The sequence below is a fragment of the Saccharothrix obliqua genome (genome assembly GCF_019375475.1).
Lineage (GTDB): Bacteria > Actinomycetota > Actinomycetes > Mycobacteriales > Pseudonocardiaceae > Actinosynnema > Actinosynnema obliqua.
The window spans coordinates 59,532-75,036 of record NZ_JAHXGQ010000012.1; the positions used below are offsets into that span (position 1 = coordinate 59,532).

At 73.2% G+C, this 15,505-nt stretch carries 13 protein-coding genes; 7 read left to right on the forward strand and 6 right to left on the reverse strand.

What is annotated here, in order from left to right; all coding sequences use genetic code 11:
• Positions 1 to 8 precede the first annotated feature (8 nt).
• Positions 9 to 1,199 (forward strand): cytochrome P450, encoded by a 1,191-nt coding sequence (locus KZQ38_RS30200; protein ID WP_219446837.1) that lies wholly within the window; start codon positions 9 to 11, stop codon positions 1,197 to 1,199.
• Between the two features lie 4 nt (positions 1,200 to 1,203).
• Here the strand turns inward: KZQ38_RS30200 and KZQ38_RS30205 are convergent, their stop codons facing one another.
• The 4 genes from KZQ38_RS30205 to KZQ38_RS30220 form a co-directional block, all read right to left on the reverse strand.
• Entirely contained in the window at positions 1,204 to 2,091 is an 888-nt protein-coding gene (locus KZQ38_RS30205) for a DUF4231 domain-containing protein (RefSeq protein ID WP_308258666.1), read from the reverse strand.
• Between the two features lie 6 nt (positions 2,092 to 2,097).
• Complete coding sequence (locus tag KZQ38_RS37320; RefSeq protein WP_219446839.1) at positions 2,098 to 2,559, reverse strand: cell division protein SepF; 462 nt, start codon at positions 2,557 to 2,559, stop codon at positions 2,098 to 2,100.
• Positions 2,560 to 2,663: 104 nt separating this feature from the next.
• Positions 2,664 to 3,440: a S1 family peptidase gene (locus tag KZQ38_RS30215; RefSeq protein WP_219446840.1), complete on the reverse strand. Its 777-nt coding sequence runs from the start codon at positions 3,438 to 3,440 to the stop codon at positions 2,664 to 2,666.
• Between the two features lie 275 nt (positions 3,441 to 3,715).
• Positions 3,716 to 4,402 carry a response regulator transcription factor gene (locus KZQ38_RS30220; protein ID WP_219446842.1) on the reverse strand — a complete coding sequence of 229 codons (687 nt, stop codon included), beginning with the start codon at positions 4,400 to 4,402 and terminating at the stop codon, positions 3,716 to 3,718.
• A gap of 376 nt (positions 4,403 to 4,778) precedes the next feature.
• Here KZQ38_RS30220 and KZQ38_RS30225 point away from each other — a divergent pair, with 376 nt between their 5' ends.
• From KZQ38_RS30225 to KZQ38_RS30250, 6 genes are all read left to right on the forward strand, one after another.
• Positions 4,779 to 5,594, forward strand: coding sequence for a 2-amino-3,7-dideoxy-D-threo-hept-6-ulosonate synthase (locus KZQ38_RS30225; RefSeq protein ID WP_308258667.1), 816 nt, complete (start codon positions 4,779 to 4,781; stop codon positions 5,592 to 5,594).
• On the forward strand, positions 5,591 to 6,688 hold the full coding sequence (locus tag KZQ38_RS30230) for a 3-dehydroquinate synthase II family protein (protein ID WP_219446844.1): 1,098 nt from the start codon (positions 5,591 to 5,593) through the stop codon (positions 6,686 to 6,688). The genes KZQ38_RS30225 and KZQ38_RS30230 overlap by 4 nt, the downstream gene beginning before the upstream one ends.
• A 28-nt stretch (positions 6,689 to 6,716) precedes the next feature.
• On the forward strand, positions 6,717 to 8,111 hold the full coding sequence (locus tag KZQ38_RS30235; RefSeq protein WP_219446846.1) for a class I adenylate-forming enzyme family protein: 1,395 nt from the start codon (positions 6,717 to 6,719) through the stop codon (positions 8,109 to 8,111).
• A gap of 44 nt (positions 8,112 to 8,155) precedes the next feature.
• On the forward strand, positions 8,156 to 9,208 hold the full coding sequence (gene aroF / locus KZQ38_RS30240) for a 3-deoxy-7-phosphoheptulonate synthase (RefSeq protein ID WP_219446847.1): 1,053 nt from the start codon (positions 8,156 to 8,158) through the stop codon (positions 9,206 to 9,208).
• A gap of 8 nt (positions 9,209 to 9,216) precedes the next feature.
• Positions 9,217 to 10,833, forward strand: coding sequence for an HAL/PAL/TAL family ammonia-lyase (locus KZQ38_RS30245; RefSeq protein ID WP_219446848.1), 1,617 nt, complete (start codon positions 9,217 to 9,219; stop codon positions 10,831 to 10,833).
• Positions 10,834 to 10,899: 66 nt separating this feature from the next.
• Complete coding sequence (locus tag KZQ38_RS30250; protein WP_219446850.1) at positions 10,900 to 12,330, forward strand: phenylacetate--CoA ligase family protein; 1,431 nt, start codon at positions 10,900 to 10,902, stop codon at positions 12,328 to 12,330.
• Between the two features lie 52 nt (positions 12,331 to 12,382).
• Here KZQ38_RS30250 and asnB read toward each other — a convergent pair whose 3' ends face one another.
• Positions 12,383 to 14,194 (reverse strand): asparagine synthase (glutamine-hydrolyzing), encoded by a 1,812-nt coding sequence (gene asnB / locus KZQ38_RS30255; protein ID WP_219446852.1) that lies wholly within the window; start codon positions 14,192 to 14,194, stop codon positions 12,383 to 12,385.
• A 3-nt stretch (positions 14,195 to 14,197) separates the two neighbouring features.
• Positions 14,198 to 15,418, reverse strand: a complete 1,221-nt coding sequence (locus KZQ38_RS30260; protein ID WP_219446854.1) for a cytochrome P450 — start codon at positions 15,416 to 15,418, stop codon at positions 14,198 to 14,200.
• Positions 15,419 to 15,505: the final 87 nt, after the last annotated feature.

Below are 15,505 nucleotides of genomic sequence, written 5' to 3' on the forward strand. Positions count from 1 at the left end.
GACACCGAATGCGGACAACCCGCGCGTACCCGTTCCGCGAACCGACCGCGTTGGCGCTGGAACCCGAGTACGCCCACCTGCGGGACCACGAACCGCTCAGCCGGATTTCCCTGCCCTACGGCGGTGAAGCCTGGCTGGCGGTGCGGCACGAGGACGTCCGCGCGGTGCTCGGCGACCCGCGGTTCAGCCGTGCCGCGCTGCTGAACCGCGACGTGCCGCGTGCTTCGCCGCGCAGGCACACCGATCCCACCCTGCACACCGTGGACCCGCCCGAGCACACCCGGCTGCGCCGCCTGGTCGCCGCCGCGTTCAGCCCCCGCCAGGTCGACCGCCTGACCGAGCACGCCCGGCACGTCACCCACGACCTGCTCGACCGCGTGGCGGAACAGGGTCCGCCCGCCGACCTGATCAGCGGTCTGGCGATCCCGCTGCCGGTGGCGGTCATCTGCCAGATGCTCGGCGTGCCGATCGCCGACCGCGAGCGGTTCGCCGCCTGGATCGACGTCGCCCTGGCCACCACCGCCTTCTCGAGCGAGGAGATCCACGCCGCGTTCGCCGCGCTCAAGGACTACCTGACCGACCTGGTCGCCGCCCGTCGCCGGGAACCCGGTGACGACCTGCTGGACGCGCTCGTCCAGGCGCGGGACCAGGACGACCGGCTGAGCGAGGCCGAGCTGGTCGGGCTCGGCGTGACCCTGCTGTACGCCGGGTTGGAGACGACCACCAGCGAACTCGGCAACGCCGTCTACACCCTGCTGACCCACCCCGGCCAACTCGCCGCCCTGCGTGCCGAACCCGGGCTGGTCGACCGGGCGGTGGACGAGCTGCTGCGCTTCAACCCCCTGGTGACGTCGGCCGGTTTCACCCGCATCGCGCTGGAGGACGTGGAACTGGGCGGAGTCCTGATCCGCGCGGGCGACGCGGTGATGGTGCAGCTCGACGCCGCCAACCGCGACCACCGCGTCTTCGAGCGCCCGGACGAACTCGACCTCACCCGCAAACCCAACCCGCACTTGGCTTTCGGCTACGGCCTGCACTACTGCGTCGCCGCGCAACTGGCGAAGGCCGAGCTGCGCGTGGCGCTGGGCACCCTCCTGCGCCGCTTCCCGACCCTGCGGCTCGCGGTGGGGGAGGAGGAGCTGCCCTGGCGGCGTGGCCGGATGGCACGTGGCCTGGACCGGCTGCCCGTCACCTGGTGAACTGTCAAGCCTCGCCGCTGCCGCGCACCTCGGGCGGCTGTTCCAGGTTCTGCTGTCGCTTGCGCTGCTCGGACTTCAGGCGGTGGACTTCCTCGACGAAGTCCTCCAGCGCCTGTTCCTCGTTGCTCGCGCGCTTGTAGCGCCCGACACCGACCTCGAACGCCTCCCATTCCTGTTCGATGGCGTCGGCGGTCTGCTGGAGGTAGAAGCTGCGTTCCTTGTACTTGTAGTACCCCATGAACCCGCTCGCGAGGCCGACGGCAACGGAGATGCCGAACGTGACCCAGCGCAGGGCCTGGAGTTCGGCCGCGATCGCCGACGAACCGGTCGCGCCGAGCGCGCCCACGATGAGGACGCCCTGCATGAGGTTGTTGACGTGGCGGTACTTCCGGCTCTCCCCGCGCAGCTTCTCAATCTCCGCGTAGGCGTCCTCCTTGTAGATCAACCGCCTGGTCGTCGCGTCGTACAACCCGTGCGCGACCTTGAGCTTGCGCAGGTCCTGCTGCCGGGCGAGGGCGAGTTCGAGTTCCGACTCGGTGCGCCTGCGCGCGGGGCCGTCCGTGACCGACTCGACCGGCCCACCCGGGTTCCGGCCCAGGTGGATCGCCACACCCACGAAGAACACGACCACCGGCGCGCAGATGATGTAGACGGGCCGTAGCTGGTCCCGGGTGAACCACGGCAGCCAGTACAACACGTACAGCACGAACAACATGAGTGGACCGAGGGCGATCGACCAGCGCGCGGTCAACCTCCGGCGGCGCGCGATCCGGACCGCGCTCTCCAACTCCCGCAACGTGTGGTTGATCCTGAGCAGTTCCTCGTTGGCGGCGATGCTCTGGTCGCGTCGCCGCTGCCCCTCCTGGCCCGTGGGCGTGTTGCGCTCGGCCACGCGGTGTCACCTCGACCGTTCGGGCGTCAGCAGGACGACGGTGCCGGAGATCTGGAAGAACGTGCCGCCGCCGCCCAGCGTGAACCCGCCGCAGAACTCCACGAGCCGGGTCGCGGCGGTCTCGTCCAGCGCGGAGAGGTCGATGATCACCACGTGGCCCGCGCGCAGGTGCTCGACCACGTGCCACTCCGCGTCCCGGTGGTCGGTCGGCGTCAGCCGGACCGTTTCGCCCAGGTGCACGGTGGCGTCGGGAGGTGGCCCGCCGCCGCGGCCGGTCAGCGCCTCGACCTCGGCGATCGCGGTGCCGACGGAGTCACCCGCGTGCTGGGCCACCGGCCGCGGCGGCGGTGGCGCGGGTCGTGCGGCGCGGGGCGCGGTCACGCGGACCACGATGATCACGGCGACCAGGACCGACAGCGGCCAGACCAGTGCTTCGACGAAGCGGAGCGCGAGGTCGAGAGGCGTCACGGCGCGTCAGGGTAGCCCACCCGGCGTACTTCTGTTGCACCGCAACGGTTATGCCGCCGAACGTGGCATCGCCGACCCGGGCTGCGGCCCGGGTCGGCTGACGCCTAGAGGGTCGCCTCCCACGCGGTGACCGCGCCACCGGTGACCTGGTCGATCCAGGCCCGGTAGCCGGGAACGCTGTTGTAGATGCCCGGACCGTCCAGGCAGTTGCGGCTGTTGTTGCCGGACCGGCTGGTCGCGCCGGTCAGTTCACCGTCCAGCACGGAAGGACCACCGGAGTCGCCGTAGCAGGCGCTGGTGCCGGGTGCGCCCTGGAAGCAGATCTCCTTGCCCCGCTTGAAGGAAGCGGTGCACCGGGAGTCCGCGACGGTGGTCGTGTCGACCTCGCGGAGCTGCGGCGACGCGCCGCCGCAGCCGGGTGTGCCGCACGTCTGCCCGTGCCCGATGAGCTTGTTCACGGTGCCGACGGCGGGCGTGTTCGCCGCGATCCTGATGGGCCGCGAGGTGGCCGCCCGCGACAACCTCACCACGGCGATGTCGTTCTCACCGAGGATCGCGCGGCTCGCGGTGACGAGTTCACCGCCGGAACCGGTGTTGAGCGACCCGATCCGCGCGGAGAAGTCACCCCCGGAGGAACCCTGGACGCAGTGCTTGGCGGTGACCAGCCATTGCGGAGCGATGAGCGACGCCCCGCAGAAGTGCCTGCCATTGCGTTGCAGCGACGCGAAGAACGAATAGGGGGTGGTGACCACCCGCCCCCCGATGATGTAAGGCTCGACCTGCGATCCCGCCTCCGCCTCGACCGCCGCCGCCGGGCCGGAGAGGAACGATCCGACAACCGCGACAACGGCAGCGATCAAGGAGACGCGCCGAATCCGCATGTATTTCGACCTCCTGCGAAACGAGGAAGTCCGGCAGCGGACGAACTTCACCGGTGTGGTACCGCTCAACCCGACCGTAGCGACCGCGATCCCGTCCGGTACCCCTGTTGGCACCAACGCCGTCCCCACCGCGCGAGGTGCCCCGACGGCCGCCGCGCGCGAAGCGAAACAGGGGAGCGGCACGTGCTCCGGGGCACGCGGACGTCGATAGGGGCCTGCACACGTACACCGCCGGACGTCGCCTGGCGAAGGGGGCGATTCCGCCGGTGTGGCGGCTAGTGCAGGGAACAGGAGGCCGGCATGTCCCCCGGCGTGTAGAGGCCGTCCCGGATCGCTTTCACGACCGCACGGGTCCGGTTCGCGCAGTTGAGCTTCGCGAGGATGCTGGCCACCAACCGCTTGACGCCGTGCTCGGAAATGCCGAGCCGGCGGGCGATCTGCTTGTTGCTCAACCCCTCGACCATCAGGACCAGCACCTGGTGCTCCCGCGGCGTGACCTTCTTCGAACTCACGGCCCGCTCGCTCTCGGAGCTGTCCCGCACCTTGGCGAGCAGGTCGCGCGCCAGCCGCGCGGGCATCGGGACCTCGCCGGAGCCCAGGCGGCGCAACGCGTCGTCGAGGGTCCGGCCGTCCAGCTCCTGCACGTCGAGGAACCCGCTGCCGCCGATGGTGGCCGCGTCGAGGACGTGCCGCGGGTTGGAGCTGTCCATCAGCAGCAGCACCTTGCTGTCCTGGTCCGGCGGCGGCACGTACTCGGCCTCCGCGATCTCCCACAGCGCGAGGATGATCACCGGGGAGCGCGGGCTGGTCCGCACCGCGTCGAGCGCCGACGCGTAGGAGCGGACTCTCCCCACCGCGTCCAACGAATGCAGTATCTGTTCCAGCCCGAACCGCTGTAAATCATTTCTCAGGCCGACCGCGACGTCGACGAGCCCGATCTTGGGCTCCGAATTGTGATGCATTATCGCGTCTCCCCCCGGAACGTGCCGCAGGGCGTGCGGAGAGTGCGTCATCCCCTCGGCAGCCCCGAGCAGATCGTACCCCGCCAATGTTCGCCTTATGCCGATCAGGTGGCTATTCACACGCTTGGCCCAACTGCTCGTCGCGCACGGTTGTCGCAGGTGGCGCGTCCTCGGTAAGCCAAACGGCCGAAAAGCGCCGCACCGCGCCGGCACGCTGGACGGCCCGCGCCGAATGGCTATGGTCGCCGCGCGAACGGATTGCCGCCCACGACCAGGTACAACGAGTCTTTTCGAATCTCCGGGACGGCCCGGATGCTGGTTGCCGCGGTGCTCCGGCGACGGGGACCGAGCGTCCGGACCACCGAGGAGGTCCCGAGTGCGATTCGACATTCCACCCGGCAAGGCGCTGCGCCTGCGCCGGCTCTCCCGGCACGGCGACGGCCACCACCTGATCGTCCCGCTCGACCACTCGGTGTCCGACGGCCCGGTCACCACCGGCGGTGCGTTCACCGACCTGGTCTCGACCCTGACCGGCGCGGGCGCCGACGCCGTCGTGGTGCACCGCGGTCGGGTCCGCTCGATCGACCCCGCCGCGCTCCACGGCGCCGGGCTGGTCGTCCACCTGAGCGCGAGCACCCGGCACGCGCCGGACGCCGACGCCAAGGTCCTGGTCGCGGGCGTCGAGGACGCGGTGCGGCTCGGCGCGGACGCCGTGAGCGTCCACCTCAACATCGGCTCCGACACCGAGGCCCGCCAGCTGGCCGACGCCGGCGCGGTCGCGACCGAGTGCGACCGGCTCGGCGTGCCGCTGCTGCTGATGGTCTACCTGCGTGGTCCGCGCGTGGTCGACCCGCACGACGCGGTCGCCTTGGCGCACCTCGTGAACATCGCGGCCGACCTGGGCGCGGACCTGGTGAAGAGCAGCTGGGCGGACCCGCTCGGGCGACTGTCCGAAGTGGTCGCCGCGAGCCCGATCCCGGTGCTGGTCGCGGGCGGCCCGTCCGGCGCGGGCGACCTCGCCGGCTACGCGCGCGCGGTGCTGGACGCCGGGTGCGCGGGCCTCGCCGTCGGTCGACGGGTCTTCGAGCACCCGAACCCCGCGAGCGCCGTTCGCGCTCTCGCCGCGCTCGTGCACCGGCGCGGCGCGGCGCCCGTTCCCGCATCCACCCGAGCCCTGGCAGGTACACCGTGAAATTCGCCTGGATCGACCTCCGCACCGTCGCGCCGCAGCAGCGGGAGGCCGTCGTCGACGCGGCCGTGCACGCCCGGCTGGACGGCGTGCTCGACCACGACGACACCGTGCTGGCCACGCTTCCCCCGACCGTCCGCAGGATCACGACGGGAGCGGCGGACCCGGACACCGCCGACATCCGCGTCGTCCCCGTCGAGTCGGAGGACGACCTCGACGGGGTGCGCGCCCTCCCGGTCGAGCAGCAGCAGCGGTTGGCCGCGCACGTGCACGTGGTCGACGACCGCACGCTGCGCCTGGCCTGCGCCGCCGCGATCGCGCTGCCCTGGACCGTCGTGAAGTTCCGCGACCCCACCAAGATCCCGCTGGAGATCGTGATCGCGGCGGCCGACCGCAGCGAGGGCCGCCTGGTCTGCGAGGCGGCCTCGGTCGAGGAGGCCGGTGTGATCGTCGACGTCCTGGAGAAGGGTTCGGACGGCATCCTGTTCGCGCCGTCCCACGTCACCGAGGTGTTCGAGCTGGCGGACGTGCTCGGGGCGCGCACGCCGGAGCTGGCGCTGACCAAGCTCTCCGTCGTGTCGATCAAGCACATCGGGCTGGGCGACCGGGTTTGCGTGGACACCACCTCGCACTTCGAGAAGGACGAGGGCATCCTCGTCGGCTCGTTCGCGCACGGGTTCGTGTTGTGCGCCAGCGAAACCCACCCGCTGCCCTACATGCCGACCCGGCCGTTCCGGGTCAACGCGGGTGCTTTGCACTCCTACGTGCTGGGTATGGACAACCGCACCAACTACCTGTCCGAGTTGCGGTCCGGCAGCACGGTCCTGGCGGTGGCCGCCGACGGCCGCACGCGCCGGGTCGCGGTCGGCCGGGCGAAGCTGGAGTCCCGGCCGCTGCTCGCCATCGACGCCGTCGCCGAGGACGGGACACCGGTGAGCCTCACCGTCCAGGACGACTGGCACGTCCGCGTCCTCGGCCCGGGTGGCGCGGTCTGCAACGTCACCGAGCTGAAGCCCGGTGACCAGCTCCTCGGTCACGTGGCGACGGACCGGCGGCACGTCGGGTGGCCGGTCGGCGAGTTCTGCGTGGAGCAGTAGGCGACGACGGCGATCCGCTGGGGGCGGCATGGGACCGGGGACGTGGTGGGGCGCACCGCTGCTGGACGGCGCGGGCGAGGACGTGGTGTGGACGGGACTGGGCACGCGGGTCACCCGGGCCCGGGTCCGCGAGCGCGTGGCGGAGCTGGTGCGGCTGCTCGACGGGCACGGTGTCCGCCCGCGGCAGCGGGTGTCGTTGCGGGCGCAGCCGAGTTTCACGCAGCTGTGGCTGCTGTTGGCGTTGTGGTCGCGGGAGGTGCAGGTCGTGCTGGTCGACCCGTGGCTGACCGGCCCCGAGGTGGACGAGCTGCTGCGGTCGTGCGCGCCGAGCCACCACATCAGGCTCGGCGGTCCGGGGCGCACGACCACCGCGTTCCGCCGCGAGTCCGAGGTGACCGTCCGGCCGGCGGCCGGCGGTCGGGCACCGGACACCGCGCACTGCCTGGTCCAGTTCAGCTCGGGCGCCACCGGCGTGCCCAAGGTCGTCGGCCGGGTCGGCGACTCGCTGCTGGCCGAGGTGCGCCGGTTCGCCTCGCTCGACGGGATGCCCGCCCGCGGTGACCGGCTCCTCCTGCTGCACCCCATGTCCCACTCGCTGGGGTTGATCGGAGGCGTCCTGCACGCGTTGCACGCCGGTTCGACCGTCGTGTTCACCGACGGCCGCGACGCGGGCACACCGGCGTCGACCGCCGAGGACGTCACCGCGGTCTTCGGCCTGCCGCGGCACTTCGCGGAGCTGTCCCGCGCCGCGACCCGCCTGCCCGCGTTGCGGCTCGCGGTGTCCGGCGGCGAGGCGCTGACCCCCGCCGTCCGGGACGCCTTCGCGGCGCGGCACGGCGTGGCGATCGGCCAGGCGTACGGCATGACCGAGGTCGGCGTCATCGCCGCCGACCTGCGTGGCGCGCACCCGCCACCGGCCGTGGGCGCACCCGCGCCCGGCGTGGTGGTGCGGGTCGTCGACGGCGAGCTGCACGTCCGCCAGGACACGTCGCCCTACCTCCGCGGTGGCGGGGGGCGGTACGCCGACGGCTGGCTGCGCACCGGCGACCTGGTCGACCGGGACGCCGCCGGCGTGCTGCGGCTGCGGGGCCGGGTCGGTTCGACCGCGCGGGTCTCCGGTCGGGAGGTCGACCTGCTGGAGGTCGAGGCCGTGCTGCGCGCGCACCACCGCGTCACCGAGGCCGTGGTGGTGCACGACGGCGTGCTGGAGGCGCACCTGGCGGTCACCGGCGCGGTCGGGCCCGCCGAGCTGACCGGCTGGTGCCGCGCGCACCTGGGTGCTCCCGCCGTGCCCGTGCGCTTCCACGTGGTGAGCGCGCTCCCGCGCACCGCGAACGGCAAGTTGATCCGGGACGCCGAACGGCTCCGGGCCGCCTACGCGGCGGGCGCCCGGCCGCGCTGGTCCGGCAAGCGCCTCGCGTGAGGCGTCATCCACTCGCGCACCGCCCTACCACCTGGGGGAATCGCATGGCGAAGTACCTGGCCCTGACCAACGAGCGGGTCGCCGAGGAACACCTGGCGGTCCTGGTCGCCCGGATCGGAGAACTCGGCGGCGCCGCGGAGATCCGGCCGAGCGGGACCCGCCTGCTGCTCGTCGTCACCGGGCCCGGACCCGAACTGGTGGCGGAGCTGGCGGCGTGCGAGCACGTGGGCACCGTGCTCGACGGCGACCGACCGCACCCGCTCGCCGGTGCGCGGGCGAACGGCACGCGCACCGTGGTGCGCGTCGGAGGCGTGGAGATCGGCGGCGACCGGCCCGTGGTGATCGCCGGGCCGTGCTCGGCGGAGAACCCGCGGGTCCTGCTGGACACCGCGCGCGCGGTCCGCGACGCGGGCGCGGCGATGCTGCGGGTGGGCATGTTCAAGCCCCGCACGTCGCCCTACAGCTTCCACGGCCTCGGGCGCGAGGGGATCGCCCTGCTGGCCGAAGCACGGCACGAGATCGGCCTGCCGGTCGTCACGGAGGTGCTGGACGTCCGGGACGTGGAGCTGGTCGCGGGCGCCGCGGACGTCCTCCAGGTGGGCGCGCGCAACATGCAGAACTACCCGTTGCTGGTCGAGCTGGGCCGGGCGGGCGTCCCCGTGCTGCTCAAGCGCGGGCTCGCCGCGACCGTGGCCGAGTGGCTGCACGCCGCCGAGTACCTGCTCGCGCACGGCACGTCCGACGTCGTGCTGTGCGAGCGCGGCATCCGGACCTTCGAGCGGAGCACGAGGTTCACCCTGGACCTCGGCGCGGTGCCGGTGGCCAAGGAGCTGTCGCACCTCCCGGTCGTGGTGGACCCCAGCCACGCGGCCGGCGCCGCCCGCTACGTGGGCGCGATGTCCGCCGCCGCGCTCGCCGCGGGCGCGGACGGGCTGCTGATCGAGGTGCACCCCGATCCCGCGCGGGCGCTGTCCGACGGCGACCAGTCGCTGGACTTCACCGCGTTCGCCGCCGTCACCGGGCAGCTGCGCCGGATCGCCGCCGCGCTGGGCACCGGGCTGGCCGCCGCGCCCGATCTCGCCCTGGCCCGACCGTGACCCGACACATGACCGGGAAGCCGACCGCCGTGGTGCTCGATGGCGGGAACCTGACCATCGACCGCATCGTCGCCGTCGCCCGCGGGCGGCACCCCGTCGACCTGGCGCCCGAGGCCGAGAAGCGGATGGTGGCGTCCGTCCGGTTCAAGGACCGGCTGCTGGACGCCGGGACACCCGTCTACGGCGTCACGACGGGGTTCGGCGACAGCGCCAACCGCCAGGTGTCGGCGGCGAAGGCGGCGGAACTCCAGCGGAACCTGGTGCGGTACCACCTCAACGGCACGGGTCCGGCCGCCGAACCCGACGTCGTCCGCGCGACCGTCCTGATCCGGGCCAACTCGCTGGCCCGCGGACCGTCGGCGGTGCGGCCCGAGGTCGTGCACGCGTTGCTGGCGCTGCTGCGCCACGACGTCCTGCCGGTGATCCCGGAGCGCGGCTCGCTCGGCGCGAGCGGCGACCTGGTGCCCCTCTGCTACGTGGCCGCCGCCCTCATCGGCGAGGGCGAGGTCCGGCACCGGGGCGCGGTGCGGCCGGCGCGGGAGGCGCTGGCCGAGTGCGGCGTCGAACCCCTGGTGCTCGCGGCCAAGGAAGGGCTCGCCCTGATCAACGGCACCGCGTTCACCGCGGCGTTCGCGGCGCTCGCGCTGCACGACGCGCGCGAGCTGGCCTTCGCCGCCGAGCTGGCGACGGCGATGGCCTGCGACGCGTTGCGCGGCAACGCGTCCCACTACCACCCGTACCTGGACGCGGCCAAGCCGCACCCCGGCCAGGCCGCCAGCGCGGCCGTGATCCGCGCGCTGTTGCGCGGTTCCCGGCTCACCACGAGCTACGAGGACCTGCTGGACCGCCGGGAACCGCTGGGGGAACGGCATTTCGCCGTGCAGCGGCACCACATCCAGGACCGGTACTCGTTGCGCTGCGCGCCGCACGTCGTGGGCGTGCTGCGTGACACCGTCGGATGGGCCACGCGGTGGGTGGAGGTCGAGGCGAACTCCTCGACCGACAACCCCCTCTTCGCGGCGGACGAGGAGCGGGTCCACCACGGCGGCAACTTCTACGCCGGCCACGTCGGCCAGGCGGCGGACAGCCTGAAGGTGGCGGCGGCGAACGTGGCCGACCTGCTCGACCGGCAGCTCGCGCTGGTGGTGGACGAGAAGTTCAACGCCGGCCTGACCCCGAACCTGGTGGCGTGGCAGCCGGACGGCGACGAACGGCAGGGGCTGCACCACGGGTTCAAGGGGATGCAGATCGCGTGCTCGTCGATCACGGCTGAGGCGTTGGGCGGCGCCGCGCCCGCCACGGTGTTCTCCCGGTCGACCGAGGCGCACAACCAGGACAAGGTCAGCATGGCCACGACCGCGGCCCGGGGCGCCCGCACGGTCGTGGGCCTGTGCCGCGAGGTCGCGGCCATCCACCTGATCGCCCTGGCCCAGGCGATCGACCTCCGGGGCGCCGCCTCGGCCGCGCCGGCGGTGCGCGCCGCGCACGCCCTGCTCCGCGAGCGGGTCCCGTTCGCGGACACCGACCGGCGGATGGACCACGACGTGCGGGTGGTGGTCGAGCTGGTGCGCGGCGGCGACCTGCGCCGGGCGGCCGGTGTCGCGGACCAGGACGCGGCGCGGTGACGCGGGCCGCCGAGCACGGCCGGGCGAGGCGCCGGCCGCCGACCGTTCCGACGTTGGGAGACGACCATGTTGTTGCTGCGTGACGAGGGTGAACTGGCTCGCGGTCGCGGGTTGCAGCTCGTGCACACCGAGTTGGTCAGGGACGTGTTCGCCGGTCGGGCCGACCTGCGCGCGCTGTACGCGCGCAAGCTCGTCTCGGCGTTGTCGGCGGCGCTGGCTTCGCCCATGTACGAGCGGGTGATCCCCGCCGAGGTGCGCGCCGCGCTCGGCGCGGGCGCGGCGGTGGACCCGGCGGCGGTGCTGGACGACGTGTTCGGGCGGCTGCCGTTCCTGGGCAAGCGCGAGCTGAGCGACCACGGGCGGAAGGCGTTCACCCGCGAGCTGTCGGAGTTCCTGCACTACTACGAGTCCTCCGGCACCACCGGTCACCCGGCGGCGGCACCGAAGGCCGTCGACGACCTGGTGGTGAACACGATCAACATCGGCGAGATGTGGGGCAGGCTGATCCAGCCGGCGGACGTCGCGCTGATCCTGATCAACGCGCCGTTCGCACCCGCCGCCTACCAGTTCGAGAAGATCATGGAGTACCTGGGGGTGATGTCGTTCCGGCCCTGGGTCGACAACATCACCGGGGACTACACGCGCGTGCTGCGGCTGGTGGGCGAACTGGGCGCGACGGTGTTCATCGGCCCGCCGTCCCGGCTGCTGGAGATGGTGCAGTTCGCGCACCGCGCCGGGCTGCCCGCGCCGAAGTTCGAGCGGCTGCTGCTCATGGCCGAGCAGACCGGCCCGATGCTGCTGGCGCACCTGGAGCGGCTGACCGGCGCCCGCGCGTACGTCGGGTCGTACGGCTCGTCCGAGGCCGGGACGGTGGCGGTCACCTGCGAGCACCGCAGCCTCCACCTCCAGGTGCAGAGCTACCTGCTGGAACTGGTCGACGAGCGGGGCGCCCGCCCGGTGACCGGCGCGCGCGACCGGGGTGAGCTGGTGGTCACCACGCTGGACATCCCGGCCCGGCCGCTGATCCGCTACCGCACCGGCGACCTGGTCGAGGTGGACGACGCGCCGTGCGCGTGCGGGCTGGCGCTGCCGGTGCTGCGCACCCTGGGCCGCACCCAGGACCTGCTCGTGCTGGAGGGCAACGGGGTTCGCCAGAACGACGTGGAGGACGCGCTGTGGACCGAGGAACTGCCCGGCGGCGCGGTGTTCAACTACATGCTCGTGGTGCGGGGGAAGCAGGTCGTGGTGCTGGTGACCACCGACGGGTCGGGTGAGGCGCGGTGGTCGGACGCGTTGGCCCGGCGGATCGCGCCGCTGTTCCCCGGCCACGAGGTCTCGGTGCGCCCGGTGGACACCCTGCCGCCGCTGGCGGCGCTGGGCCAGTACCTGGGGTGGAAGCTGTCGCGGGTGCTGGACCTGGACGACGAGCGCAACTGGGACCGGCTGCCCGAGCCGATCCGGTCGGTGGTCCGGCGGAGCCTGGACCAGGTGGGTTGACCGGAGCGACGACCGGCCCGGGGCACGCCGGCCGGTCGCCGCACCCGCCGGGTCACAGCACGACGTCGACCCGGTACTCCCGCAGCCAGGCGTCCAGCAGCAACGCCCTGGGCAGCCACGGCGGAGGGGTGAACGTGCCCGCCGACCACCGCTCGCCGTCGACCAGTTCCCGCATCGCGTGTTCGTTGAACAGGGGACGCGCCGGTGACGACGGGTCGTCGAGCAGTTCGCGCACGGCGTCGCGGACCGCGTGTAGGTACTTCGGGCTCTGCCCGACCGGGAAGCCGCTCTTGGGCCGGTTCACCACCTTCTCCGGCAGCAGCCCGGCCACGGCGGCACGCAGCACGCCCTTCTCCCGGCCGCCGACGCGTTGCACGGACCAGGGGATGTTCCACGCGTAGTCCACCAGCCGGTGGTCGCAGAACGGCAACCGGACCTCCAGGCCCGCCGCCATGCCCATCCGGTCCGTGCGGTCGAGCAGGAACGGCAGGAACCGGGTGAGCTGGAGGTGGAAGACCTCCCGCATCCGCCGGTCCACGCCGTGCTCGCCGGGCAGGGCGGGCACCTCGGCCAGCGCCGCCGCGTACCGCTCGGCCACCGCGGAGTCCAGGTCGAGGTGGGCACGCAGGTCGGCGGAGAGCATCGCGTTGCGGTCGGTGACGCCCGCGGACCAGGGGAAGTTGCGCGTCGGGCGCTCGGCCTCGGCCAGGAACCACGGGTACCCGCCGAACACGTCGTCCGCGCCCTCACCGGACAGCACGACCGCCGCGTCCCGGCGCACCTCGCGGAACAGCAGGTGCAGCGAGACGTCGAGGTCGCCCACGCCGGGCACGTCGCGGGCCCGCAGCGTGGTCCGCAACTCGTCCAGCAACGACGGCGCGTCGAGCACCACGCCCCGGTGCCGGGTGCCGAGGTGCTCGACCACCGCGGCGATGTAGGGCTCGTCCCGGCTCACGTGCAACGCGTCCGCGCGGAAATCCGTGTCGCTGCCCGCGAAGTCCACCGAGTAGCTGTGCAGGGGCCCGGCGCGGTGGCGTGCGGCGAGCGCGGCGAGCGCGCTGGAGTCCAGGCCGCCGGAGACGAGCACCCCCAGCGGCACGTCGGCGGCCGACTCGGCACGCACCACCTCGTCGAGGAGGTCGTGGACGGTGCGCGCGGTGGTCGCCGCGTCGTCCTCGTGGGGAGCGCTCTCCAACGCCCAGTACCGCCGGTGGTGCAGGCCGTTGCGGTCGACGCGCAGCGTCCAGCCCGGCACGACCTCCTTCAGGTCGGTGTAGACGGCGTCGCCGGGACGGCGCGCGCCGACGACGAAGACGTCGGTCAGCCCGTCCGCGCCGACCCGCGCGTGGAAGCCCGGGTGCGCCAGCACGGCCTTCGGCTCGGACCCGAACAGCAGCCCGTCGGGCAGTTCGGCGTAGTAGAGGGGCTGCACGCCGAGGTGGTCGCGGGCGAGCAGCAGCGACTGCTCCCGGTCGTCCCACACCGCGAAGGCGAACACGCCCGCCAGGTGCTCGACCAGCCGCTCACCCCACTCCAGGTAGCCCCGCAGCAGCACCTCGGCCTCGGTGCGGGTGCGGAAGCGGTGGCCGCGGGCGGTCAGGTGGGCGCGGAGCCGGTCGTGGTCGCGGATGCCGCCGCTGAACGCGATCACGGCGGCCGGGTCGTGGTCGCCCGAGGCCATCGGCTGCGTGCCGCCGGGGTCGGGTGCGGCGCGCCCGCGGTGGCCGAGCAGGCAGTGCGGCGAGGACCAGGTGCCCGCGCCGTCCGGGCCGCGGTGGGCCAGGGTGTCGGTCATCGAGGTGATCGTGGCCTCACGCGCACCCAGGTCACGCGCCCAGTCCACCCAGCCGGTGATGCCGCCCACGGGTCACCAGTCCACGGGCAGGGTGCGCGGGCGGACGGTGAGCAGCCCGCCGACCCACTCGACGTCGCCGGGGTCCACCGCGAGGCGCAGCGCGGGCAGCCTGCGGGCCAGGGTGGCCAGCGCCACCCGCAGCTCCACGCGGGCCACCCCGGCGCCGGGGCAGTAGTGCACGCCCTGCCCGAACGCGAGGTGCGGCGTCTCGGCGCGGGTGATGTCGAGGGTGTCCGGGTCCGCGACGTGCCTCCGGTCGCGGCCGACCGCGTGCATCACCGGGATGACGCCCTCGCCCCTGGCCACCGGGGTGCCCGCGAGGACGAGGTCCTCGGTCGCGACCCGCATGAAGCCGATCTCCGACGGAGGGGCGTAACGCAGCAGCTCCTCCACCGCGCGGTCGGTCAGCTCGGGCCGCGCGCACAGCAGTTCCCACTGCTCGCGGTGGCGCAGCAGGGCGTACAGGCCGCGGGACAAGGCGCTCACCGTCGTGTCGTGGCCGGCGACGAGCAGGTTGACCCCGAGCCACACCAGTTCCCGCTCGGACAGCCGGTCCTGGTCGTCGCGCGCGGTGACGAGTGCGCTGAGCAGGTCGTCGCCGGGGTCCGCCCGGCGCTCGGCGACCAGCGCCGCGACGTAGGCGGCGGCCTCCTCCCGGGCCGCCAGCCGCTGCTCGGGCGTGCCCGCCGTGATGCTGACCAGCCGCTCGGTCCAGGTCTGGAGCCGGGGCCAGTCCTCGAACGGCGCGCCGACCATCTCGCAGATGACCTGGATCGGGTACAGCGCGGCGAAACCGCCGTGCAGGTCGGCCGGGCGCGGACCGGCGACCAGCGCGTCGACCAGCTCGTCGGCGATCTGCTCGATCCGAGCGTGCCACTGGCGTGCCCGGTGCGGCGTGAACGCGGGCGCGATCAGCCTGCGCAGCCGCGCGTGGTCCGCGCCCTCCTGGTTGAGCAGGTTGAACGGGTTGTCGCCGAAGTCGGGACCGGTGACGACCCTGGGCGCGCCGGGCTCGCGCAACGCGGCGCGGGACAGGCGGGGATCGGTCATCGCCGCCGCCACCTCGTCGAAACCGGTGACCAACCAGGCGTGGTCCCCGCTGGGCAGCCCGACCCGCACGACCGGGCACTTGTCCCGCAGCTCGGCGTACCGCTCGGGCGGTTCGGCGAGCGCCGCGAGCGGCAGCGGGTACTGGTCGCGCACCCGGGAGTGGTGCGCAGGAATCTCGCTCACGCGTTCTCCTCGTTCGGCCGAAGACCTGACCCGATTCAGTCAACGAATTCGGCGAGTCCGCCACAAGACCACTTTCGTCCCGCGTGA